A 22696-nucleotide genomic window follows, 5' to 3' on the forward strand; every position below is an offset into this window, starting at 1 on the left:
ATTGACGGCCCCGATTTTCGTCAACAGCATCACAGTCGCGCGACACTGGGGGAATCACTCATGAGCACGAAGAAACTAGCCGCCGAAGCCATCGGCACGTTCTGGTTGACCTTTGCAGGTTGCGGCAGCGCGGTCATCGCCGCGGGATTTCCGAATGTCGGTATCGGGTTGCTTGGCGTTTCGCTGGCGTTCGGCCTGACCGTCGTGACGATGGCCTATGCCATCGGCCATATTTCTGGCTGCCATCTCAACCCGGCGGTGACGGTCGGTCTCGCGGCCGGCGGGCGCTTCCCGGCCGGGCAGGTCGTTCCCTATATCGTCGCACAGGTGATCGGCGCGGTCGTCGGAGCGGGCGTTCTCTACCTCATCGCGCGTGGCGCGCCGGGCTTCGACCTTGCCGGCGGCTTCGCCTCGAACGGCTATGCCGAGCATTCGCCCGGCAAGTATAATCTCGTCTCGGCCTTCCTGATGGAAGTCGTGATGACCATGATGTTCCTGTTCATCATCATGGGCTCGACCCATGGCAAGGCGCCGGCCGGCTTCGCCCCGCTTGCGATCGGCCTCGGCCTCGCCCTGATCCACCTCGTCAGCATCCCGGTGACGAACACCTCGGTGAACCCGGCCCGCAGCACCGGCCCGGCGCTCTTCGTCGGTGGCTGGGCCCTCCAACAGCTCTGGCTGTTCTGGCTGGCTCCGCTGATCGGCGGCGTGCTTGGCGGCGTGATCTATCGCTGGCTGAGCGACGAGCCGGAAGGCCAAGTCACCGGCCGCTGAACGGCTCGACCACGTAGATAGCGTCTCAAAAGCCGCCGTCGTTCCGGTTCATCGCCAAGCGGTGCCCCGGAATGGCGGCGGCTTCTGCTTGAACAGAAGGTGGGTCAGGCGACCGGCCGCGCTTCGATCACCACGAAGGCCTGCGCCAAAGGCGGATCGTCCGTCAGCGAGACATGGACGAAGGCCTCGAAGCCCGCTGGGGTCATGGCCTTCAATCGCTCCGCCGCGCCGCCGGTCAGGCGCATGGTGGGGCGCCCGCCCGGCAGGTTGACCACTTCCATGTCTCGCCAGAACACACCGGCGCGCATGCCGGTGCCCAGCGCTTTCGAGCAGGCCTCCTTGGCGGCGAAGCGGCGGGCGTAAGAAGCGGCGCGGGTCGCGCGCCGGTCTGATTTCGTCCGCTCGCCTTCCGTGAAGACGCGATGCGTGAAGCGTTCGCCGAAGCGTTCGAGCGAGCGCTCGATCCGGCGGATGTCGCAGAGGTCGGAGCCGATGCCGAGGATCATGCCCGCGATGTAGCGCGGTTTTCGCCCGACAGGAACCGCTTCCGGCTACGGAGGGGCGAAGCGCTACGGCTCAGCGCGCGTTCCGTCCTTCGTCCATCGCCTGCCGCATCCGGCGGATCGCCTCTTCGAGGCCGATGAAGATCGCCTCGCCGACCAGAAAATGGCCGATATTGAACTCGACGAATTCCGGCACGCGGGCGAGCGTGCGCGCCGTATCGTAGTCGAGCCCGTGCCCGGCATGGACCTCCAGCCCGAGCTTTGCTCCCAGTGCCGCGCCTTTGGCCAGCCGCTGGAATTCCGCCTCGGCCTTCGCGGTCTCGCCATCGATGACGGCGTGGCACCAGCTGCCGGTATGCAGTTCGATGACCGGCGCGCCGAGCTTGGCCGACATCGCGATCGGCGCCTCGTCGGGCTCGATGAACAGCGAGACGCGGCAGCCGGCTGCCTTGAGCCGCGCGATGGCCGGCGAGAGATGGGCCTCCTGCCCGACGACGTCGAGGCCGCCCTCGGTGGTGCGTTCCTCGCGCTTCTCCGGTACCAGGCAGGCCGCGTGCGGCTTCAGCCGCTCCGCCAGAGCGATCATCTCTTCGGTCGCGCCCATTTCGAAATTGAGCGGCTTGGTCAGCTCGGCTGCGAGGCGGTCCATGTCGGCGTCGCGGATATGGCGCCGATCCTCGCGCAGATGCGCCGTGATGCCGTCGGCACCGGCTGCGATGGCGAGATGGGCCGCACGGACCGGATCGGGCAGGGCGCCGCCGCGCGCGTTTCGCACCGTGGCGACATGGTCGATATTGATGCCCAGGCGCAGCCGGTCGGCCATCATGCATCCCCCTTGTTTCTTTGAGTCCTGCTTAGACGAAAGCGGCGCACCGGCTCAATGCAGGGATTGTGATGCCCGGCTCACGAAATGTGATCGGTGTGGCCGTGCCGGAAATCTTTACGAAACGATAAAGCGGAATGGCGGCTCGTTGTGAAGGTAATCGTAACCGAAGCTCTGTAATGTCGAGATACGTCATTGCAGAATTCAATCGAGCTCATGCAACTGCCACTGAAGAACGCGGCTTTCCACACAGATGTCCTGCCGGACAGGCGTGAGGGCAACCAGCCGCCCGAGCGCGCGCTAGGCCGCGTTATCGCTTGCGACGGCTCGCGCGCCACGATTCTCAGCGCTGTCTCGACAGGGAACTGGCTGGCGGGCGATGCCTGGGCTATCGGCCGCATGGTGTCGATCAATCTGGGGTCGAGCCGCATCGTCGCGCTGGTCTACAGGCTGCATGCCGTCGAACCCGTCTGGAACGAGGCGGACGAGAATCCGATCCAGGTCGAGGTCGAGTTCCTCGGCGAGGTTCTGGAAGGCCCTGACGGCCGCACGCGCTTTCAGAGCGGCATCAGCACCTTTCCACCGATCGGCGCGATCGCTCACCGCATCCGCGCCGGCGACCTCGCGCTCGTCCATGATCTCGGGGACCGCTCCGGTGTCGAGATCGGCCATGTGACGCAGGACGCCAGCATCCCTGCGACCGTCAGCATCCAGGACATGCTGTCGCGCCATTTCGCGCTGGTCGGCACCACCGGCGTCGGCAAGTCGAGCGCAGTTTCGCTTCTGCTGCGTCGCGCCGTTGCCGTGCGCCCGCGCCTGCGCGTGCTCATCCTCGATCCGCACAACGAATATTCCAGCGCCTTTCCTGATCTCGCCCTGACCATCGACGGCGAAAGCCTCGACCTGCCGTTCTGGATGTTCAGGCAGGAGGAGTTCGCGGAGGTCGTGTTCAGGGGGCGGGCAGTTCTCGACGACGAGCCGGACATTCTACGCGAGGTCGTCTCGGCCGCGCGTACGCGCTACCGCATGCCCAGCAACGGGCAGGAACTGGCGCGCGATCTCGGCTCCAGCCTGCTGAAGCGCCCGCTCGATCTCGGCACCTCGCGTCAGCCGGCCGAGGCGCCGCAGGGGCAAGGCGGGGCCGTCGATGCGGTCACGCCCTATCGCCTCAAGGATGCCTTCGCCGTCATCGATGAGATGATCGGCCTGCACGAGCAGCGCTGGCCCCGCGCCGCCCTGCGCTCGCTCAAGGTGCGGCTGGAATCGTTGCACGCCGATCCGCGCTATCGCTTCATGTTCGGCCGCGCCAACATGTACGAGACCGTCGCCCCGATTCTGGCCCAGGTTTTCCGCATCCCGATGCATGGGCGGCCGATCACCGCGTTCCAGCTCGGCGGCCTGCCGGGCGATGTCGTCAACGCGGTAGCCTCGGTGCTGTCGCGCCTGGCCTTCGATCTCGCTGCTGCGAGCCAGGGCGCCTGCGAGATCCTAGTTCTCTGCGAGGAAGCCCATCGCTACGTTCCCGCGGACACTTCGCTCGGCTTCGCGCCGACACGGCAGGCGCTTGCCCGGATCGCCAAGGAAGGCCGCAAATATGGTTCCTATCTCGGCATCGTGACGCAGCGCCCGGGCGACCTGGACCCCACGATCCTGTCGCAATGTTCGACCATCTTCGCGATGCGGCTAGCGAACGAGCGCGACCAGCAGATCATCCGCTCCGCGATCTCGGATGCCTCCGCCAGCACGATCAATTTCCTGTCCTCGATCGGCAACCGCGAGGCCATCGCCTTCGGCGAGGGCGTCGCCACGACGATGCGGATGCGCTTCGCCGAGCTCAAGCCGCATGAATTGCCGGCGATGGGCGCGCGCGGCGGCGAGGGCGCGGGTCGACTTGAGCCGACGCTGGACGACATGGTCAGGCGCATGCGCGCCTGATGCTCCGCGGGTTGCGAAAATCTTGCATCGCGGTGGCTTTGCCTGTAAGGCCGTGCTCAATCCATTTCCCTGCATCGCTGAGATCGGAAGAAGCCGGCCATGGCTCGCGTTACCGTTGAAGACTGCATCGACAAGGTCGAGAACCGCTTCGAGCTGGTGCTGCTCGCTAGCCATCGCGCGCGGATGATCCAGTCGGGCTCGTCGATCCTCGTCCCCCGCGATAACGACAAGAACCCCGTCGTCGCGCTGCGCGAGATCGCCGACGAGAAGCTCAAGCCCGAGGATCTCAAGGAAGACCTGATCCACTCGCTGCAGAAGCATGTCGAGGTCGACGAGCCGGAGCAGGAGACTGTTCCGCTGCTCGCCAGCCCCACGAGCGCCGCGACCCCGGACAGCGAAGTTCAGTTCGATCGCATGAGCGAAGAGGACCTGCTGCGCGGCCTCGACGGCCTCGTGCCGCCGACCGAGAGCGCCGACGACGAGGACTGATTCTCCTCGCGTGAATCGATTGTTCACTGTTTCCAGTTAAAGCCCGGCAGTGCCGGGCTTTTTCATGCCCGTCATCCGGAAAACGCCTTGCTGCCGCCAATGCCTGTGCAAATAATAATGTGTTGCAATGATCGCAGGACGAGGTTGGGGCCCGCATGGGCATGATGCGGCAATATGAGCTCGTTGACCGGGTCAGGAGCTATAATCCGAATACCGACGAGGACCTGCTTAACCGGGCCTATGTCTATGCCATGCGTGCACACGGCACGCAGAAGCGCGCTTCCGGCGATCCCTTCTTCGCGCATCCGCTCGAAGTCGCGGCGATCCTGACCGACCTCAAGCTCGACGACGCCACCATCGTCGCAGCCGTCCTGCACGACACGGTCGAGGACACGGCCGCGACGCTGGAAGAGATCGAGAGCATGTTCGGGCCGGATATCCGCCGGCTCGTCGATGGCCTCACCAAGATCAAGAAGCTCGACCTCGTCTCGAAGAAAGCGGCGCAGGGCGAGAACTTCCGCAAGCTGCTGCTCGCCATCGCCGACGATATCCGCGTGCTACTGGTCAAGCTCGCCGATCGCTTGCACAACATGCGCACCCTGCATTTCGTCCCGCCGGAGAAGCGCCTGCGCATCGCCGAGGAGACGATCGAGATCTATGCGCCGCTCGCCGGCCGCATGGGCATGCAGGAATTGCGCGAGGAGCTGGAGGAGCTCTCCTTCCGCCATATCAAGCCCGAGGCCCACGCCACCGTGACCAAGCGGCTGGAAGAGGTGACCGAGCGCGAGGGCAAGGTCATCGGCGAGATCGAGGACGACCTGAAGGGCAAGCTTGCCGCCAGCGGCATCCAGGCCGAGGTCTTCGGGCGGCGCAAGCGCCCCTATTCGATCTGGAAGAAGATGGAGCGGAAATCCGTCTCCTTCGAGCAGCTCTCCGACATCTTCGGCTTCCGCGTCATCGTCGACAGGCCGGAGGATTGCTACCGCGTGCTCGGTATCGTCCACATGACCTGGCCGATGGTGCCGGGCCGCTACAAGGACTACATCTCGACGCCGAAACAGAACGACTACCGGTCGATCCACACAACCGTCGTCGGCCCCGGTCATAGCCGTGTCGAACTGCAGATCCGCACCGACAACATGGATCGCATCGCCGAATACGGCATCGCCGCCCACGCCCATTACAAGGACGGCCGCGCCGGCCAGCCGATGGGCCTCGCCGACGAGAGCCGCGCCTATCAATGGCTGCGCCGCACTGTCGACCTCTTGGCCGAGGGCGATAGCCCGGAAGAATTCCTCGAGCACACCAAGCTCGAACTTTTCCACGACCAGGTCTTCTGCTTCACGCCGAAGGGGCGCCTCATCGCCCTGCCGCGCGGCGCGACGCCGATCGACTTCGCCTATGCCGTCCACACTGATGTCGGCAACAGCGCGGTCGGCGCCAAGATCAATGGTCGCATTGCCCCGCTCCTGACCGAGTTGCAGAACGGCGACGAGGTCGAGATCACCCGCGCCGACGGGCAGGCCCCGCCGGCCGCCTGGGAATCGCTCGTCGTCACCGGCAAGGCTCGCGCCGCCATCCGCCGCGCCACCCGCGCCGCCGTCCGCCGCCAATATGCCGGCCTTGGCCGTCAGATTCTCGAACGGGCCTTCTCCCGCGCCGAGCGCGCTTTCTCCGACGACAAGCTCAAGGCCGCACTGAAGCGCCTCGCGCGCAACACCGTGGACGATGTGCTCGCGGCCGTCGGACGCGGCGAGATGTATTCCGGCGACGTGGTCAAGGCGGTGTATCCGGACCTCGAGCCCGAGAAGCGTGGCTCGTCCGATGGAAAGCCGGCCGCCGCCCCTAACGGTAAGGGCTGGTTCGAACTGCGCCAGGGCGAGAACCTCAAGTTCAAGCTGCCGGGCGAGGCGCCGGACAATGCCATTCCGATCCGCGGGCTCGGCGGCGACCTGCCTGTGCGCTTCGCGCCGCATGGCGGAGCCGTGCCGGGCGATCGCATCGTCGGCATCCTGACGCCGGGCGAGGGGGTGACGATCTATCCGATCCAGTCGCCGGCGCTCGCCGCCTTCGACAACGAGCCGGACCGCTGGCTCGATGTCCGCTGGGACCTCGACGACAAGGCGCCGCAGCGTTTTCCGGCGCGCATCGCGTTGAAGTCGATCAACGAGCCCGGCTCGCTCGCGCAGATCACCACCACGATCGCCGAGCATGACGGCAATATCGATTCCGTCTCGATGAACCGGCCGAACCAGGACTTCACCGACGTCACCATCGACCTCACGGTCTGGGACCTGAAGCACCTCTCGGCGATCATCAGTGAATTGCGGGAGAAGCGGGTGATCAGCCGCGTGGAACGCGTGGTCGGGTAGGGCGCTGCCGTCATTCCGGGTCAGGTCGCAGGCCTGAGCCCGGAACCACCTTTGTCATTCCGGGGCTTCGCGTAGCGAAGAACCCGGAACCCACGACTGGGCGAGCGAGCAACAACCGGGCACAGAATGTCCCACCCAGTCGTGGGTTCCGGGTTCGTGCCTGCGGCGCGCCCCGGAATGACAAAGGGGACGAGGTTCTTGCAGACGCTACTAAACCTTACCCCCTAAACGCTGCCGCCAGCTCGCGCACGAAAGCGCCCGCGCGTGGCGTCGCGACATTGCTCCTGAGCACGACCTGCGATCCGCCGAGCGAGGGCAGGCCCCATGCCGGCCCGACATCGACCGTGTTAGCCGGCGCGATCCGCGCGGCCAGCGGCGAGACGCCGAGCCCGACCTGAACGGCGGCCGCGACCGCCGCCATCCCGCCGCCGACGAAGGCTTCGCGCCATGGAATGCCGGCGTGGTCGAGCGTGTCCATGCTGTGCCGGCGCAGGCGGCATTCGGCGACGAGGCTCACCAAGGGCACGGGCGCATCCGCCTGCCGCACGAGATCGGGCGCCGCGAACCAACCGACGGCGTCGTCGCGCAGGACTTCCCCGGTCCGGCTTGCCGCGAGCCGGCGGACGATCACGACATCGAGCTCGCCCCGTTCGAACGCTTCTTCCAGCGTCCGCGACGGCTCGATCCTGAGATTGATGACGATGCCGGGATCATGCGCCGTAAGCCGCGCCAGAACGGCCGGCACCTCGGCGCCGACAGCCTGTTCGCTGATGCCGACCGCGATATGCTCGGGCGCGACCGCGAAGGCCGCGAGCGCCTTGCCATGGGCCGCCAGCAGGTCGCGCGCGGCGGGCAGGAAGCGCTCGCCCTCGGCCGTTAGCCTGACGAGCCGCGGATGGCGCTGCAGCAGCAGGCGGCCGAGACCGTCCTCCAGCCGCTTCACGCGCGTGCTTACCAGCGATTGCGTCGTGCCGAGCGCCTCGGCAGCGCGGGTGAAGCTCTTCAGCTCGGCCGCTCGCAGGAAGGAGGCGACGGCATCGATATCAAGAGTACTCATAAATCATAATACCATATCATTGATATCGTCATAGATGCGATTTTCAGATCATGAGAAGCAGCCTATGGTGCTCTTCGACAGGCGCGGTTGCGCCTCGACACGGAGACAGACCATGCCCCTGATCAGGATTTCCATGCGCCGTGGCCGTCCGGCTTCCGAGCCGGCCGCGATCATCGACGGCGTCTACAAGGCGCTGCGCGAGACCTTCGAAGTGCCGGAGAAAGATCTCTTCGCCGTCGTCCACCAGCATGACGCCGACGAATTCGTCTTCGACGCCAACTATTTCGGCTTCAACCGCAGCGACAGGCTGGTGATTATCCAGCTCACCGTCGCCAATACCCGCGGCGTGACGCAGAAGAAGAAGCTCTACGCCGCGATCGTCGAGAATCTCACGAAGGAGCCTGGCCTGAAGCCGGACGACATCTTCATCAACCTCGTCGAGGTCAAGCGCGAGGACTGGTCCTTCGGCGGCGGCATCGCGCAATACGTGGCGTGAGGCACGCCCCGTCTTCACCAACCGCGTCGTCATCCCGGACAAGCTGCGAAGCAGCGAAGATCCGGGATCCATCGTAGAGCGCCGTAGCCCTATGATGGATCCCGGCGCTCCGCTTCGCTGCGGCCGGGATGACGGCGCGCGTGAAATTGCGGCGCCGCGCGTCACGCCCTAAACCCTCCTCATGGAATGGACGGACGAGGGCACGATCATCGGCCTCAAGGCTCATGGCGAAAGCGCCGTGATCCTGGAGGCGATGACGCGCGGGCACGGCCGCCATCTCGGCCTCGTCAGGGGCGGGCGCTCTTCCAAGGCGCAAGCCTCGCTCCAGCCCGGAAACAGTGTCTCTCTGACCTGGCGTGCGAGGCTCGACGAGCAACTCGGCGAGTACAAGGTCGAGCTGCTCACCTCACACGCAGCCCGCTTGATCGCCGCGCCGGTCGCGCTCTACGGGCTCGGCACCATCGCCGGCCTGCTGCGCCTGCTGCCGGAGCGCGATCCGCATCCCGGCCTCTACGAGGGTCTCTCGGTCCTCGTCGCCCATCTCGACGAAGCGGAGATGGCGCCGGCCCTGATAATCCGCTTCGAACTGGCCATGCTCACGGAACTGGGCTTCGGGCTCGACCTCGCGCGCTGCGCCGTCACCGGCTCGCCAGACGATCTCAGCCATGTCTCGCCGAAATCCGGCAAGGCCGTCAGCCGGCGGGCGGCGCAGCCCTATCTCGACCGCCTGCTAAAGCTGCCTTCGTTCCTCGTCGAAGGGCAGGGCGGGCGACGCCCATCGCCTGCCGACATCCTCTCGGGCTTCGCCCTGACCGGCTTCTTCCTGCGCCGCCATATCCTCGATCCGCGCGGCCTGCGCGAGCCTCCCGAGCGGGCACGATTGGTCGAAATGGCAACGCGGGCCGCGGCGAATGCGCCGCCCGGCGAATCATCCACCGCCTAAGCGCGAAAAGGCGCCCCCTGCGTTTGCGCCGGGGTCTTCGTACCTGCATTGTTCTGGCGGGCTGATTCGCGCTGTGCCATAGAGACCACGCGAATTTTGGACAAGTTGAGGGCTGACGCAGCATGGGCAAACCGGTCGATCCGCCGCCGGAAGACGAGTCCGAGCGCATCGATCTGAAATCGGCGCTCGAAGAGCGCTATCTCGCCTATGCGCTCTCCACCATCATGCACCGCGCCCTGCCGGATGCGCGCGACGGCCTGAAGCCGGTCCACCGCCGCATCCTGCACGCCATGCGGCTGCTCCGGCTCGATCCGGGCCAGGTCCACAAGAAATGCGCCCGCATCGTCGGCGACGTCATCGGTAAATTCCACCCGCATGGCGACCAGTCGGTCTATGACGCGCTGGTTCGCCTCGCGCAGGATTTCGCCCAGCGCTACCCGCTCGTCGACGGGCAAGGCAATTTCGGCAATATCGACGGCGATAACGCCGCCGCCTACCGCTATACCGAAGCGCGCATGACCGAGGTCGCGCGTCTGCTCCTCGACGGCATCGACGAGGACGCGGTCGATTTCCGCGAGACCTATAACGGCGAGGACGAGGAGCCGGTCGTGCTCCCGGCCGCCTTCCCGAACCTGCTCGCCAACGGCTCGCAGGGCATCGCGGTCGGCATGGCGACCTCGATCCCGCCGCACAACGCGGCCGAGCTCTGCGACGCCGCGCTCTACCTGATCCAGCACCCGGAGACCTCCTCCGAGCAGCTCATGACCTTCGTGCCCGGCCCGGATTTTCCGACCGGCGGCATCATCGTCGAGACCCGCGCCTCGATGGCGGAGACCTATCGCACCGGGCGCGGCGCCTTCCGCACCCGCGCGCGCTGGGTGAAGGAGGATCTCGAACGCGGCGCCTGGCAGGTTGTCGTTACCGAGATTCCCTACATGGTCTCGAAGGGCCGCCTGATCGAGAAGATCGCCGAACTCCTCAACGACAAGAAGCTGCCTCTGGTCGCGGACCTGCGCGACGAGTCGGCCGAGGATATCCGCATCGTCATCGAGCCGCGTGCCCGCAATGTCGATCCCAACCTGATGATGGAATCGCTGTTCCGGCTCTCCGAGCTAGAAGCGCGCATCTCCATGAACATGAACGTGCTCACCGGCGGGCTGGTGCCGCGCGTGCTCGGCCTCGCCGAGGCGCTGCGTGCCTGGCTCGACCATCGCCGCGAGGTCCTGCAGCGGCGCTCGCGCTTCCGCCTCGGCCAGATCGACAAGCGCCTCGAAATCCTGCGCGGCCTGCTGATCGTCTATCTCGACCTCGACCGGGTGATCAAAATCATCCGCGAGGAGGACGAGCCGAAGATCGAGCTGATGAAGGTCTTCGAGCTCACCGAGATCCAGGCCAACGCGATCCTCGACACGCGCCTGCGCGCCTTGCGCAAGCTCGAGGAGATGCAGCTCAAGACCGAGCTCGACGAGTTGACCAAGGAGAAGGAGCAGATCGAGACGCTGCTCGCCTCCGAGGCAACGCAGTGGAAGACGATCGCTTGGGATATCCGGCAGGTGAAGAAGACTTTCGGCCCGGAAACGGCGATCGGCAAGCGCCGCACCGATTTCGCCGATATGCCGGAGACTGCCAATATCGACCTGACCCAGGCCATGGTCGAGCGCGAGCCGATCACGGTCGTGATCTCGAAGAAGGGCTGGATCAGGGCGCTGAAGGGCCACGTCCAGGACAAGTCGAGCTTCTCCTTCAAGGGCGACGACGCGCTCCAGACCGCTTTCTTCACCGAGACGACGGCGAAGGTGCTGGTGCTCGCCTCGAACGGCAAGGTCTTCACGCTGGATGCGTCGAAGCTCCCCGGCGGGCGCGGCTTCGGCGATCCGATCCGCCTGATGATCGAGCTGGAGGAGACGGCCGAGATCGTCTCTGCCTTCCCTTACAAGCCGGGCTCGAAGCTGCTGATGGTGTCGAGCGAGGGCAGGGGCTTCGTCGCGCCGGCCGACGATGTCGTCGCCAATACCCGCAAAGGGCGGCAGGTGCTCAATGTCGATGGGGCGAACGTCGCCGTTCTGGCGGTCCCGGCCGATGGCGATCATGTCGCGATCATCGGCGAGAACCGCAAATTGCTCTGCTTCCCGATTTCGGAAGTGGCGGAGATGGGCCGCGGCAAGGGCGTGCGCCTGCAGCGTTACAAGGATGGCGGCCTCTCCGACGCCAGGACCTTCAACCTCGCTGACGGCCTGACCTGGCTCGATACCTCCGGCCGGACCTGGACAGTGACGCAGGCCGACCTGCTGGAATGGCTCGGCCACCGCGCCGAAGCCGGCCGCCTGCCGCCCAAGGGCTTTCCCAAGAGCAATACCTTCGGCGGGTAAGGGGAGAGACGCGCGTCATGCTCGGGCTTGACCCGAGCATCTGGTGATCAGCGCCTTCCCGGCATGAGATTCTCGGGTCAAGCCCGAGAATGACGCCAGATCAAAGGCTTGCCGGCAGAACCGGAATCAATCCCGCAACCGCCTGAATCAGATCCTCAGCGGATCTCCCGCCCGACGACGCCGACTTCCAGACCCATCGTGATCTTGTCGGTGACGGCCCAGAGCACGCCAGCCCGCGCCTCGGGGCGGACCGCGATGCTGCTGCGGCTGAAGGGCGAAGAGAAGTCGCTTGCGCCGAAGCGCCAGGTCTCGTTGGCCGCGCTCATGCCAACCGTCGTGTAGAGCAGCACATCCGGCGTCACCAGCACGCCGGCCTTGACCTTGAAGGCGCCGGCGAAGTCGCGGGTATAGGCGGCATTGCCGAAGCTCGGATAGCCATAGCCGCCGACGGCCGGCATGTAGTCGATCGCGCCGGCGATACCGTAGACGAAATTGCCCTCGCGCCGCATCGTCCCGGCTTCCAGCCCGATCGTCGGGCCGGCGCTGGTGCGCATATGCTTGCCGCTGGTGACCTGGAAGCCCGAGGAGATGCGGGCATAGGACCCCTCCCATTTCGGCGAGAGGCTCGGCTGATCCCAGGCGAAGGACGGCAGCGGTGCGAAGCCGGACAGAGGCAGCAGCGCTTGCGCCTGCGACGATGCGCCGGCTCCGAGGAGAGCGGCGAGCGCCGTGGCGGAAAGAAGCGGAAATCTCACGTCGAAAGCGTCCTCGCGACAGCGTGCCCCGTCGGAAGCTAGCATGGAGCGAGGCGAATGTCGCGGTTTTGTGGCGCGCCGGTTGCCGCGGCTCAGGCGATCTTGGTCCTGAGCTTGAGGAAGCGCAGGGTGCGCTCCGCCGTCGCCAGGTCGAGCTTGGCATAGGCATCGACATCGTCGTCGACGTCGCGCGAGGAGAAATAGAGCCGCCGCGCCCGCAATTGCAGGATGGCCCGGAAGGCCGTGGCGCCGATGCCGAGCGAGCGGCAGGCGACGGCGATGCCGCTGGAATCCCGCTGCATCAGCACGCGCAGCGCCTGCTCGATCGAGATGCCGGCGACTTCGGAGAGCACTTGCGAGAGGTGATAGGCGCGGTCTTCGTCGGCCAGCATGGTCAGCACGTCGTCAAGCTCGCGCACCTTGGCGGCGAGGTCGGAGAGCAGCAGCTTGACCTCCAGGCGCTGCTGGCGCGCCTGCCGGGCGAGCGAGACATTGGCGTCGGTGGCGGGCGCGGCGCTGCCGCCGTCGGAGAACTGCTCGACGATCCGGAGCACGCGCTGGGCACGGTTCGGTGCAAGGTCGGAGCGACGGGCGAGCGCGCCGGTAATAGTGGCATCGCCCTCACCGCGTTCCAGCAGCCGGTCGAAGCCGCGATCGGAAAAGGCGGCGCCTTCATTGGCGCTGACGGTGTGCAGCACCCTCTGGTCGCCGCGCTCGACGAGAATGTCGGTGACGCCCTCGGACAGGCGCGCGCGCTCGGCGATGGCGACGAGATGCTGCTGCGACTGGGTAACCGCGATGGCGGCAAGGTCGGTATCGGTTAGGACCGGGGAGAGCGACAGCACGAGGCGCGCGACCTCGGCATTGCTGTCGCCGCCGAGCGTGACCGCGACATTGTGCGGCAGGGTCGGCATCGCGGCGACGCGATCGGCATAGCCCTTGCGGTCCTCGTCTCCGAGATGGCCGAGCGAGCTGGTTGCGATCTCGCCGTAATGCTCCTTTGCGGCCTCGTTCGGGTCGTGGTCGAGCAGGAAGAGGTCCGTCACGGCATTGAGAAGCTGCCGGCGCGAATCCGACGACATGTCCGCCGGCATTCGGGTCAGGTTACGCAGCATGAGGGCCCCCGCGACAAAGCAGTGGCGGCACTCTGCGCAGGTGCGGCTTGATTTACTCTTAAGGCGACGACGTTCTTTTCCGAACAGCGGGGCGCTGCGCCCCGCTGTTCGGTCCGTGGTGAACTCGCTGCCCGCAAGCGGCAAGTCCTGCAGGTTATACAACTAAAAGTTGCAAATCCGTTATCGGGCGATGCGCGCTGATTTAATCCGGCTCAAGCCGCGGGCAGGCAGGCCGGTCCGAGCGGTTCGAAGCTCTTGTAGGTCAGGATGAATTCCTGATGCCCCAGCTCTTCCGACTTGGTCCGGCCTCCCTGGCCGAGCGAGACCACCAGATCGCGGATTTCCGTGCCGACCTCGTCGAGCCCGGCGCGGCCTTCGAGAATACGTCCGGCATCGACATCCATATCCTCGGACATCCGGCGATAGGTCTCAGGGTTCGCGCAGATCTTCACGACCGGCGAGATCGCCGACCCGACGACCGAGCCGCGCCCCGTCACGAACAGCACGCAATGCGCCCCGCAGGCGATCAATTCCGCGATCTCGGCATTGTCGTTGATGTTCGGGAAGCCGAACCGCACCTCGCCATCCGGCACCACGTCGAGCAGATAGAGTCCGCCATGCGGCGGCACGTCGCCGGGCTTGATCAGCCCGGAGATCGGCGAGGCTCCGGACTTGGCATAGGCGCCCATCGATTTCTCCTCGATGGTCGAAAGCCCGCCCTCGGCATTGCCGGCGGCGAAGGAGCCGTAGCCTAGCGTGGCGTAGTAGCGCGCCGCCTTGGCCACGGATTTCTCCAGCTCGGCGCCGAGCTCGGGCGTGATCGCGCGCGCCGCCATGATGTGTTCGCAGCCGATCAGTTCGCCGGTTTCCTCGAAGATACAGGCGGCGCCTTCCGCGATGAGCTGGTCGAAAGCCCTGCCTGCTGCCGGATTGCCGGTGATGCCGGAGGTGCCGTCCGAGCCGCCGCAGACCGTGCCGACCACGAGTTCGGAGACCGCCATCGGCACCGTCTCCTGCGTGTCGAGCAGGGCGCGCTGCTCCTCGACCCAGGCACGACCCTCGCGGATCGAGGCGCGGGTGCCGCCGGTGCCCTGGATGATGATCGTCTTCACCGGCCGGCCGCTGGCGCGCACCACCCGTTCCAGCGCGTATTTGTTGAAGCTCTCGCAGCCGAGCGAGACCAGCAGCACCGCCCCGACATTCGGATGGGTGCAGAGCTGCTCCATCATCCGCTCGGCATAGGGGTTGGGGTAGCAGCCGGGGAAGCCGATGGCGTGGACGCCTTCCTCGCGCCAGGGCAGGGCGATCTCGCGCGCGACATGATGGGCGCATTCGACGAGATAGGCGACCGCGACGGTGTTGCGGATGCCCTTGCGCCCGTCGGACCGGAGATAGCCGCGCATCGTGCTCATGCCGAGGCTCCCGCCTTGCGTTCGTCTTCGAGATGATAGGTCGGCGTGTAGTCGCTGCGCATGTTGTGGACATGGACATGCGCGGCGGGCGCGATCGCCTCGGTCGCGACGCCGATCGGCGCGCCGTATTTCAGGATCTTCTCGCCGGCCGCGATGGCACGGCGGGCGACCTTGTGGGCGAGCGCGATGTCGCGATCGAGCGCGGCCGGGCCAGAGCCGGTCTCGATGGTATCGCCGGCTTTCAGCCGAGCCCGCGCAACGAGGACGTTGTCGCGCGGATCGAGCAGGATGAGGCGCGGATCGTGAGTCATGGTGAACCGCCCTTCGAAGGAGGGAACGCGTCAGAACTTGCCGTACTGGAGATAGGCCTGCTGCGGATCGGTGCCGGCGAGGATCGCGGTGCGGACCTTGTTCTCGGCCGAGATCGCGGTTTCCGACTTGTCCAGCACCTCTTCGATGATCTCGGCGGGGATGCGGACGACACCGTCGCGGTCAGCGAGGATATAGTCGCCCGGCCGGATCCAGACCTCGCCGATCTTGATGGGTTCGTCGACCGCCTTGGGCAGCCAGGCGCCGACGATGTCGCGCGGCGTATAGGCCTTGAAATAGGACTGGAAGCCCATCTCGACCATGAATTCGGTGTCGCGCGACAGTCCGTCGATGACGCAGCCGCGCACGCCCTTGTTCTTCAGTGTTTCGGCCGAGAGCTCGCCCATCAGCGCGATCTCGTCGGTGTTCGGCTGGCAGACCCAGACATGGCCGGGCTTGGCGGCGGAGAGCAGGCCGGTCCAGCCCAGCAGCGTCTCATGCGCGTCGAACTCGCCGGTCTTGCCTTCGACCGTGAAGGCCGGCCCCGCCAGCTTCTGGCCGGGCAGGAGCGGGCGCAGTTCCGGCGGCAGGACGAAATCCGTCAGGCCCATCGCCCGCATCGTGTCGTGGATGATGCCGGTATAGCAGCGCTCCAGCCTGTCGGTCAGTTCCTGGCTCATCGTTCCTCCGGATCGGCCTCTGTCGCGTGGCTCTGTGCCATGGCCGTTACCGCTAGAGTGTCGGGAGGAGCGGCGGGCGGCAAGCGCGTTTTCTGCGCGTCGCGGATGCGTTTCAATCGGTTGAATCGTTCCGATCCACGCGCTCCCAGCCCTGCGGCATCAGGCGCTCCTGCGGCAGGAAGCGCGCCTTGTAGGCCATTTTCGGCGAACCCTCGACCCAGTAGCCGAGATAGACATAAGGCAGGCCGAGGCGGCGCGCCCGGGCGATATGGTCGAGCACCATGAAGGTGCCGAGCGAGCGCAATTCCAGGCCGGGGTCATAGACCGAATAGACCATCGAGAGCCCGTCGCTGAGCGTATCGGTCAGGGCCATCGCAAAGAGATCGCCTTCGCCCCGCCCGGTGAAGCCGGAATCGGGGCCGCGGCGGCGATATTCGATCAGGCTGGTCTCGACATGGGTGTCCTCGACCATCATCGCGAAATCGAGCGCCGACATCGTCGCCATGCCGCCGTCCGGATGGCGCTCGTCGAGATAGGAGCGGAACAGGGAGTAATGCTCGGAGCGCGGACGCGGCGGCAGCGCCTCGCCGATCAGGTCGCTGTTGCGGGCGAGCACGCGCCGGAAGCCGCGCGACATCCGGAAATCATCGACGCAGACCTTGACCGAAACGCAGGCCCGGCAAATCTCGCAAGCGGGCCGGTAGGCGATGCTCTGCGAGCGCCGGAAGCCACCCTGCGAGAGCACGTCGTTGAGCTCGCGCGCCCGCGAACCGACGAGATGCGTGAACACCTTCCGCTCCTCGCGCCCGGGCAGATAAGGGCACGTGGTCGGTGAGGTCAGGTAGAATTGCGGGGCATCCCGCAATGGGCGCGTCACGTCGGCTGGCTCCCCGGAAGCTTCCGACTCTGAATGTAACATCAGCCGCACCGGCAACAAGCACGGCGCGGCCGATCAGAGGTGGATTAGCGGTCTTTTGACCTGGCTCAATCAATCAGGAGCGGACGACGACGAGCCCGGTCAGCAGGTCATGGCCCATGCGCCGGTCCTCGCGGGCGAAGCCGCAGGCGACATCGACGAGCCAGAGCAGGAAGGTGCCGGCCGCGACATAGAACAGCAACGCATGCACGGCTGCGGCAAGGCCGTCAGGGCGCCCGCCACTGGCGGTCTCTACCCTGAGGCCCGCGACGCGCATGCCCCAGGTCGACTGCTTGCGCCCACCGATCGTCAGCGCGGCATAGCCGAGCGCGGTCGCTACGGTGGCGACGGGCATCAGCAGCCAGGTCGCGCCGAAGGTGACGATGCCGAGCAGGCCCAGCAGGAACACGACCAGCCCGCCCAGGAAGAACAGCACGACGATGTCGACGAACCAGGCGAACAGTCGCGAGCCGAGAACGCCGCTGACGTTCTGGTAGGGACGCGGCTCCAGCGCCGTGATCGGCGGCTGGCCATAACGGGTATCGCTCATCGGGACTTCGATCCTCCATCGGCGCGCGAAATGCGTGCCCGGGAGATAATGTTTGTTTAGCGAGCCGGTTCCGCAAGACCGCGCGGCAGAATCCGTCGCGGCGCGAAACCGTTCTTGGCGAGCGCGTCCTCAATCGCGCGCGAATGCGCCGCTCCGCGCGTCTCCACCGTGACGTCGAGCGAGACGCCCTTGGCGGGCACGTCGAGGAAGAGACGGCCATGGCTGACCTCGAGGATATTGGCGCCTTCCTCGCCGAGCAGGCTCGCGATCCGGCCGAGCAGGCCCGGCCGGTCGCTGGTGGTCAGGCGGAAGGCGACGATGCGGTCGTCGCGTTCCAGCTCGCGCACCATGATCGCGGCGAGCAGGCGCGTGTCGATATTGCCGCCGGTGAGCACGAGCCCGACCTTGCGGCCGGCATAGCGTTCCGGCTCCTTCAGCATCGCGGCGAGGCCGGTGGCGCCGGCCCCCTCCGCCAAACTGTGCTGAAGACTGGCATAAGCGTTGACTGCGCGCTCGATCAGGTCTTCGCCGACGAGCACGATATCGCCGACGAGGGCGGAGATCACCGGCAAGGTGAGCTGGCCGACGGTCTTGACCGCGATGCCCTCGGCCAGCGTCGGCCCGCCGATCGGCTTGTCCTGCTTGTGCACAGCATTGAAGAAGGAGGGGTACAGGCCCGCCTCGACGCCGATCAGTTCGATGCCCGGCTTGATCGCCTTGGCCGCGACTGCGTTGCCGGCCATCAAGCCACCGCCGCCGAGGGGGATGATCAGCATGTCGAGATCGGGAGCATCCGCCAGCATCTCCCGCGCCAGCGTGCCTTGCCCGGCCATCACGGCGGCGTCGTCATAGGGATGGACGAAGGTGAGCTTTTCGGCTCCGGCGAGTTCATGCGCCTTGTGGCTGGCTTCGGACAGCGTCTCGCCATGCAGCACGACGCGGGCGCCGTGAGCGCGGGTATTCTCGACCTTCACCAGCGGCGTCGGCTCGGGCATCACGATCGTCGCCGGGATGCCGAAGCGCTTGGCGTGATAGGCGACAGCCTGGGCATGGTTGCCGGCCGACATCGCGACGACGCCGCGCGCCCGCTCGGCCTCGCTCAGCGAGAGCAGCTTGTTGACCGCACCACGCTCCTTGAAGGACGCCGTCGCCTGCATGTTCTCGTGCTTCACCAGCACGGTCGCGCCCGTCAGTTCGGACAGGCGCGGCGCCGGCACGAGTGGCGTGCGCAGCACATGCCCGGCGATCCGCCCGGCGGCGGCGTCGATATCCTCGGGGGTGATCGCGAAGCTTTCGCTCATGCTCGGGTCTCGATTCCGTCGGCAGGCGAAGGAGAGGGCCTCACACGCGGCGCGGCGTCAATTCGCAGTCGCCGAAAAAGCCGCCGGGGCGCCAGATCAGCACGATGGCGAGCAATGAATAGACGGCGAGGTCGCGCTGCTCGATCGGCAGCGTCGCCGACCAGATCGCCTCGAAGGCGGCGATGCAGAGGCCGCCGAGCGCCGCTCCGCTGACCGAGCCGATGCCGCCGAGGATCGCCGCGACGAGCGCCTTCAGGCCGAGCGAGAAGCCGCCGGCGAAGCCCATGCCGCCATAGATCGCGGTGACGATGACGCCGGCGATCCCGCAAGCGGCGCAGGCGATGATGACGGCGACGTCATGGACCGCGCGGGCATCGACGCCGAACAGTGCCGCGGTCTTGGCGTCATCCGACACGGCTCGCCAGGCTCGGCCATAGGCGGTGCGCCGGATCAGCAGGACGACACCGAGCGTCGTGCCGAGCCCGATTGCCGCCAGCACCAGCGCGAGCGGGTTCAGGGTGAGGATGAAATTGCCGGCATGGGCCAGCGGGATCGGCGTGTTGAACACCGGCGGTAGCCAGCGCAGCTCCGGCCCCTGCGCCAGCCTGAGATATTCGGACATCGCGATGGCGAGCCCGATCGTGGCGATCAGCATCTGCTGGCCGGTGCCGCGTTCGAGATGGCGCAGCACGAAGCGCCCCATGGCGAAGCCGTGCAGAGCGCAGACGGCGATCGCGACGGCGAAGGCGACAACGAGCCCCGAGATCGGCGTTGAGATGGCGAGCGAGAGCAGCAGCGCGACGCCGACGACGGAAGCGAGCGCGCCCAGCGCCGCGAACTCGCCGAAGCTCAGGATGATCCGCCCGGTCAGTCCGTAGACAAGAGCATAGGCCGCCGCGAGCATGCCGTAGATTGCCGCCGAGGGCAGGGCGCTCAGGCCCTGCTGCAGGCCATAGGCGAGGCCGGCGGGGATGGCCGGCAAGCTCTCGGCTGCCGGTTCTGCCGGGTCCGGCGGTGGCGAGGCCCGGTCCTCCAGATAGAAGCGTCGCAGCAGGTAGAAGCTCGCATCGGCCATCGGCCGCCCGTCCGAGGCGATGCCGATCATGGCGCCGCGGCTCGGCCCGGTTCCTTCGCTCGCAAACAGGCAATCGATGCTGCGATGGCGCGACAGGCCGTCGCCGAGCTGGACCCGGTAGAGCAGCCGAAGCGCGCGCGGCACGGGCCCCTTGGTGGTCCGCTCGATCTCGATCTTGGCGTTCGGCGGATTGAGCGGCGGGATCGCCTGCCGGCAAAGGCGCATCTGGTCGGTGTCGAAATCGGCGCCGCAGCCCGCGAGGGCGAGCGTGACGACGGCCAGAATCGACAGAAGGAGCGGGCGCATGCTGGCGCGACGGTAGCGCTTGCGGGGCCGCGGTGTCATCCCGTGCGCGGTGCAGCGCGCAGCGATGCGCCCCAGACACGGGACCGTGTGACGAGAAGGCGCCTTTTCCTGAGGACGGTCCCGCATCTGCGCAGCGGCATTGCATGCCGCAGCGCGTGCGGGATGACCCTTCGGCTGGGACGTGGGCAGGTAGCTCGGCCTAACCTGCGCTGTCATCCCGTGCGCGGTGCAGCGCAAAGCGGTGCGCCGCAGACACGGGATCGTCGGCAGAAGGAGGCGCCTTTACCGGATGGCGGTCCCGCATCTGCGCAGCAGCACTGACGTGCCAGCAGCGCGTGCGGGGTGATACGCTAGCTCGCGCCGTGCGAGCCGAGGTAGTGGCTCAAGATCCCAACCTCGTCCGTCAGCTCCTGCGCCTTGTCGTCGCGGCCGAGGCGACGATAGTCCTCCGCCGCATCGTTCCGAGCCCGAATTTCAGCCTCGACCAACTGGCGAATATCATCCTGGCTCAGCGCCCGGCGCGGAACCTCGACGGCGCTGTCGCCGAAAGCATGGAAGACATATGTGTCGTGCTTGTCCCCGACAGGGACGGCCTGCGCATTGTCGATCGCGGAAATCAAACCGCGCAGCGTCGTCACCTCGGCGGCTTTCCGTTCCCGCATCGCCGCCCGCAGGGCGGCCTTGAGGGTGGCCAGGAAGCTCTGGCTTTCATCCGTTGTCATGTCGAAACCATGGTGTTCCTGGAAGCGCGCTGTCATCCCGTGCGCGGTGCAGCGCGTAAGCGATGCGCCGCAGGCACGGAACCGCGCGACGAGAAGGCGCCTTTTCCGGCAAGCGATCCCGCATCTGCGCAGCAGCACTAACGTGCCGCAGCGCGTGCGGGATGACACCCTTGGCGTGGTTACGCGCCGGCCTTCAGCTTCTTCGCCACGCGCGGTGCGAAATAGGTCAGCACGCCGTCGGCGCCGGCGCGCTTGAAGGCGAGCAGGCTCTCCAGCATCGCCTTGTCCCCGTCGAGCCAGCCATTATTCGCCGCAGCCATGATCATCGCGTACTCGCCGGAGACCTGATAGGCGAAGGTAGGCACGCGGAAATGATCCTTCACCCGCGCCACCACGTCGAGATAGGGCAGGCCGGGCTTGATCATCACCATGTCGGCACCCTCTTCGAGGTCGAGCATCACCTCCGCGATCGCCTCGTCGGAATTGGCCGGGTCCATCTGGTAGGTGCGCTTGTCGCCGACGAGCGTGGCATTGGTGCCGATCGCATCGCGGAACGGGCCGTAGAAGGCCGAGGCGTATTTCGCCGCATAGGCCATGATCTGCACGTCCTCATGGCCGTCGCCGTCGAGCGCCGCCCGGATCGCGCCGACGCGCCCGTCCATCATGTCCGAGGGCGCGATCACATCGGCCCCGGCATCGGCCAGCGCCAGCGCCTGCCCGACGAGGATCTGCACGCTGGCGTCGTTGAGGACGCGTTCGCCCTCCATCACGCCGTCATGGCCATGCGAGGTATAGGGGTCGAGCGCGGCGTCGCAGATGATGCCGATCTCGGGCACCTCGCGCTTGATCGCGCGCACGGCGCGGCACATCAGGTTGCCGGTATTGAGCGCTTCCGAACCGGTCGGGTCGCGCAGGGCCTTGTCCACATAGGGGAAGGGCGCGATCGCCGGAATGCCGAGCGCGGCGGCCTCGGCGGCCTGGCGCACGGCCTCGTCGATATTGAGCCGGTCGACGCCGGGCATCCATTCCACCGGCGAGCGGGCTTCGCTGGAATCCATCAGGAAGATCGGCCAGATCAGGTCGTCGGTCGTCAGCGCCGATTCCCGCACCAGCCGGCGCGACCATTCCGCCTTGCGGTTGCGGCGCATGCGGCGTGTCAGGCCGAGCGACGGCGCGTCGTCATGACGGGATTTCGGGGTCGGGAAAGGCCGCACGACCGGGGATTCCATGGCGATTGCCTCAAGCGATGAACGGTACAGGCCAAGGCTTTCGTCATGCGGGCGAAACCGGCCGATCACTTCTTTATCACATCGGAACGATTCCAAAACAGGGCGCATGGTCGCAACTTTGCCGGCATCGCGGTGGCCGTGGATGGCGGCGATCCCGCTCTTGCCTTGCGCGTCCTTTCGCGACGAACTCTGCCCTGCTGACCGCAAGGACCCCTCGCGTGCCGAAACCGATCTGGATAATCGTCCCCATGCTTTGCCTTGCCGCAGGCCCGGCCCCGGCCGAAGTCACGCGCCGCGACGCGATCGAGGCGCAGACGGCGAGCGCACTGGCATCCGCCGACTATGCCGAGCGCCATTGCCCGTCGCTGCGGATCGGCCGGCAGCGCATCGAGCAGAACCTGAAATCGATCAAGGGGACGGTCGAGGGTCTGCGCCGCACCGAAAGCTATGAGGAGCAGGTCGTGGCGCTGCAAACGGTCGAGAAGCAGCATGGCCGGGCTATGGTCTGCACTGTGCTACCCTCCGCGCATGGCGGCTATGGGCGCGGCATCATCCTGCGCTGATG

At 66.5% G+C, this 22696-nt stretch carries 22 protein-coding genes; 8 read left to right on the top strand and 14 right to left on the bottom strand.

Annotation, left to right across the window (positions count from 1 at the left end; translation table 11 throughout):
• Positions 1-60 precede the first annotated feature (60 nt).
• Positions 61-774 carry an aquaporin Z gene (aqpZ, locus tag AC07NY_RS16920; RefSeq protein ID WP_494584815.1) on the top strand — a complete coding sequence of 238 codons (714 nt, stop codon included), beginning with the start codon at positions 61-63 and terminating at the stop codon, positions 772-774.
• Positions 775-878: 104 nt separating this feature from the next.
• Here aqpZ and acpS read toward each other — a convergent pair whose 3' ends face one another.
• A complete protein-coding gene (acpS, locus tag AC07NY_RS16925) occupies positions 879-1280 on the bottom strand; it encodes a holo-ACP synthase (RefSeq protein ID WP_494584816.1) in 402 nt (133 codons plus the stop codon).
• 70 nt (positions 1281-1350) lie between these two features.
• Complete coding sequence (locus tag AC07NY_RS16930) at positions 1351-2103, bottom strand: pyridoxine 5'-phosphate synthase (RefSeq protein ID WP_494584817.1); 753 nt, start codon at positions 2101-2103, stop codon at positions 1351-1353.
• Positions 2104-2316: 213 nt separating this feature from the next.
• Between AC07NY_RS16930 and AC07NY_RS16935 the strand changes: the two genes are divergently transcribed.
• The 3 genes from AC07NY_RS16935 to AC07NY_RS16945 all read left to right on the top strand — a co-directional run bounded on the left by AC07NY_RS16935 (position 2317) and on the right by AC07NY_RS16945 (position 6896).
• Positions 2317-4035 (top strand): ATP-binding protein, encoded by a 1719-nt coding sequence (locus AC07NY_RS16935; RefSeq protein WP_494584818.1) that lies wholly within the window; start codon positions 2317-2319, stop codon positions 4033-4035.
• A gap of 99 nt (positions 4036-4134) precedes the next feature.
• Positions 4135-4524 carry a DNA-directed RNA polymerase subunit omega gene (gene rpoZ / locus AC07NY_RS16940; RefSeq protein ID WP_291651738.1) on the top strand — a complete coding sequence of 130 codons (390 nt, stop codon included), beginning with the start codon at positions 4135-4137 and terminating at the stop codon, positions 4522-4524.
• A 161-nt stretch (positions 4525-4685) separates the two neighbouring features.
• On the top strand, positions 4686-6896 hold the full coding sequence (locus tag AC07NY_RS16945; protein WP_492284726.1) for a RelA/SpoT family protein: 2211 nt from the start codon (positions 4686-4688) through the stop codon (positions 6894-6896).
• Between the two features lie 217 nt (positions 6897-7113).
• On the opposite strand, the gene AC07NY_RS16950 is transcribed toward AC07NY_RS16945, so the two are convergent.
• Positions 7114-7953, bottom strand: a complete 840-nt coding sequence (locus tag AC07NY_RS16950; protein WP_494584819.1) for a LysR family transcriptional regulator — start codon at positions 7951-7953, stop codon at positions 7114-7116.
• A gap of 112 nt (positions 7954-8065) precedes the next feature.
• On the opposite strand from AC07NY_RS16950, the gene AC07NY_RS16955 reads away from it, so the two are divergent.
• The 3 genes from AC07NY_RS16955 (at position 8066) to parC (ending at position 11761) form a co-directional block, all read left to right on the top strand.
• Positions 8066-8449 (top strand): tautomerase family protein, encoded by a 384-nt coding sequence (locus AC07NY_RS16955; protein ID WP_336814470.1) that lies wholly within the window; start codon positions 8066-8068, stop codon positions 8447-8449.
• Between the two features lie 181 nt (positions 8450-8630).
• On the top strand, positions 8631-9392 hold the full coding sequence (gene recO / locus AC07NY_RS16960) for a DNA repair protein RecO (RefSeq protein ID WP_494584820.1): 762 nt from the start codon (positions 8631-8633) through the stop codon (positions 9390-9392).
• A 122-nt stretch (positions 9393-9514) separates the two neighbouring features.
• A complete protein-coding gene (parC, locus tag AC07NY_RS16965; protein WP_494584821.1) occupies positions 9515-11761 on the top strand; it encodes a DNA topoisomerase IV subunit A in 2247 nt (748 codons plus the stop codon).
• Positions 11762-11916: 155 nt separating this feature from the next.
• Here parC and AC07NY_RS16970 read toward each other — a convergent pair whose 3' ends face one another.
• The 11 genes from AC07NY_RS16970 to hemB form a co-directional block, all read right to left on the bottom strand.
• The gene (locus tag AC07NY_RS16970) at positions 11917-12516 is read right to left on the bottom strand and encodes an outer membrane protein (RefSeq protein WP_494584823.1); all 600 of its coding nucleotides are present in this window, start codon (positions 12514-12516) and stop codon (positions 11917-11919) included.
• A gap of 92 nt (positions 12517-12608) precedes the next feature.
• Positions 12609-13631, bottom strand: a complete 1023-nt coding sequence (locus AC07NY_RS16975) for a DUF2336 domain-containing protein (RefSeq protein ID WP_494584824.1) — start codon at positions 13629-13631, stop codon at positions 12609-12611.
• Positions 13632-13843: 212 nt separating this feature from the next.
• Positions 13844-15043 (bottom strand): UxaA family hydrolase, encoded by a 1200-nt coding sequence (locus AC07NY_RS16980; protein WP_494584825.1) that lies wholly within the window; start codon positions 15041-15043, stop codon positions 13844-13846.
• Positions 15040-15354: a UxaA family hydrolase gene (locus AC07NY_RS16985; protein WP_494584826.1), complete on the bottom strand. Its 315-nt coding sequence runs from the start codon at positions 15352-15354 to the stop codon at positions 15040-15042. The genes AC07NY_RS16980 and AC07NY_RS16985 overlap by 4 nt, the downstream gene beginning before the upstream one ends.
• Positions 15355-15384: 30 nt before the next feature.
• A complete protein-coding gene (locus AC07NY_RS16990) occupies positions 15385-16032 on the bottom strand; it encodes an RraA family protein (protein ID WP_494584827.1) in 648 nt (215 codons plus the stop codon).
• 112 nt (positions 16033-16144) lie between these two features.
• Positions 16145-16909, bottom strand: a complete 765-nt coding sequence (locus AC07NY_RS16995; protein WP_336814478.1) for an arginyltransferase — start codon at positions 16907-16909, stop codon at positions 16145-16147.
• A gap of 115 nt (positions 16910-17024) precedes the next feature.
• Entirely contained in the window at positions 17025-17498 is a 474-nt protein-coding gene (locus AC07NY_RS17000) for an RDD family protein (protein WP_494584828.1), read from the bottom strand.
• Positions 17499-17554: 56 nt separating this feature from the next.
• Positions 17555-18799, bottom strand: a complete 1245-nt coding sequence (locus AC07NY_RS17005) for a threonine ammonia-lyase (RefSeq protein WP_494584829.1) — start codon at positions 18797-18799, stop codon at positions 17555-17557.
• Between the two features lie 40 nt (positions 18800-18839).
• Positions 18840-20180, bottom strand: a complete 1341-nt coding sequence (locus AC07NY_RS17010; protein ID WP_494584830.1) for a branched-chain amino acid ABC transporter permease — start codon at positions 20178-20180, stop codon at positions 18840-18842.
• A 350-nt stretch (positions 20181-20530) separates the two neighbouring features.
• The gene (locus AC07NY_RS17015) at positions 20531-20938 is read right to left on the bottom strand and encodes a GatB/YqeY domain-containing protein (protein WP_494584831.1); all 408 of its coding nucleotides are present in this window, start codon (positions 20936-20938) and stop codon (positions 20531-20533) included.
• A gap of 143 nt (positions 20939-21081) precedes the next feature.
• Positions 21082-22131, bottom strand: a complete 1050-nt coding sequence (hemB, locus tag AC07NY_RS17020; protein ID WP_494584832.1) for a porphobilinogen synthase — start codon at positions 22129-22131, stop codon at positions 21082-21084.
• Between the two features lie 248 nt (positions 22132-22379).
• Between hemB and AC07NY_RS17025 the strand changes: the two genes are divergently transcribed.
• Positions 22380-22694, top strand: a complete 315-nt coding sequence (locus tag AC07NY_RS17025) for a hypothetical protein (protein ID WP_494584833.1) — start codon at positions 22380-22382, stop codon at positions 22692-22694.
• Positions 22695-22696: the final 2 nt, after the last annotated feature.

It is taken from the genome of Allobosea sp. GW821-FHT09G06 (assembly GCF_059416005.1).

Bases quoted from the DNA above. Each gene is read 5' to 3' on its own strand.
- AC07NY_RS17005 (WP_494584829.1), bottom strand. From the start codon at position 18,799: ATGAGCGAAAGCTTCGCGATCACCCCCGAGGATATCGACGCCGCCGCC.
- AC07NY_RS17015 (WP_494584831.1), bottom strand. From the start codon at position 20,938: ATGACAGCGCGCTTCCAGGAACACCATGGTTTCGACATGACAACGGAT.
- acpS (WP_494584816.1), bottom strand. From the start codon at position 1,280: ATGATCCTCGGCATCGGCTCCGACCTCTGCGACATCCGCCGGATCGAG.
- AC07NY_RS16975 (WP_494584824.1), bottom strand. From the start codon at position 13,631: ATGCTGCGTAACCTGACCCGAATGCCGGCGGACATGTCGTCGGATTCG.
- AC07NY_RS17000 (WP_494584828.1), bottom strand. From the start codon at position 17,498: ATGAGCGATACCCGTTATGGCCAGCCGCCGATCACGGCGCTGGAGCCG.
- AC07NY_RS16945 (WP_492284726.1), top strand. From the start codon at position 4,686: ATGATGCGGCAATATGAGCTCGTTGACCGGGTCAGGAGCTATAATCCG.
- AC07NY_RS16930 (WP_494584817.1), bottom strand. From the start codon at position 2,103: ATGATGGCCGACCGGCTGCGCCTGGGCATCAATATCGACCATGTCGCC.
- AC07NY_RS16985 (WP_494584826.1), bottom strand. From the start codon at position 15,354: ATGACTCACGATCCGCGCCTCATCCTGCTCGATCCGCGCGACAACGTC.
- recO (WP_494584820.1), top strand. From the start codon at position 8,631: ATGGAATGGACGGACGAGGGCACGATCATCGGCCTCAAGGCTCATGGC.
- aqpZ (WP_494584815.1), top strand. From the start codon at position 61: ATGAGCACGAAGAAACTAGCCGCCGAAGCCATCGGCACGTTCTGGTTG.
- AC07NY_RS16990 (WP_494584827.1), bottom strand. From the start codon at position 16,032: ATGAGCCAGGAACTGACCGACAGGCTGGAGCGCTGCTATACCGGCATC.
- parC (WP_494584821.1), top strand. From the start codon at position 9,515: ATGGGCAAACCGGTCGATCCGCCGCCGGAAGACGAGTCCGAGCGCATC.
- AC07NY_RS16935 (WP_494584818.1), top strand. From the start codon at position 2,317: ATGCAACTGCCACTGAAGAACGCGGCTTTCCACACAGATGTCCTGCCG.
- AC07NY_RS16955 (WP_336814470.1), top strand. From the start codon at position 8,066: ATGCCCCTGATCAGGATTTCCATGCGCCGTGGCCGTCCGGCTTCCGAG.
- AC07NY_RS17025 (WP_494584833.1), top strand. From the start codon at position 22,380: ATGCTTTGCCTTGCCGCAGGCCCGGCCCCGGCCGAAGTCACGCGCCGC.
- AC07NY_RS16950 (WP_494584819.1), bottom strand. From the start codon at position 7,953: ATGAGTACTCTTGATATCGATGCCGTCGCCTCCTTCCTGCGAGCGGCC.
- hemB (WP_494584832.1), bottom strand. From the start codon at position 22,131: ATGGAATCCCCGGTCGTGCGGCCTTTCCCGACCCCGAAATCCCGTCAT.
- AC07NY_RS16980 (WP_494584825.1), bottom strand. From the start codon at position 15,043: ATGAGCACGATGCGCGGCTATCTCCGGTCCGACGGGCGCAAGGGCATC.
- AC07NY_RS17010 (WP_494584830.1), bottom strand. From the start codon at position 20,180: ATGCGCCCGCTCCTTCTGTCGATTCTGGCCGTCGTCACGCTCGCCCTC.
- rpoZ (WP_291651738.1), top strand. From the start codon at position 4,135: ATGGCTCGCGTTACCGTTGAAGACTGCATCGACAAGGTCGAGAACCGC.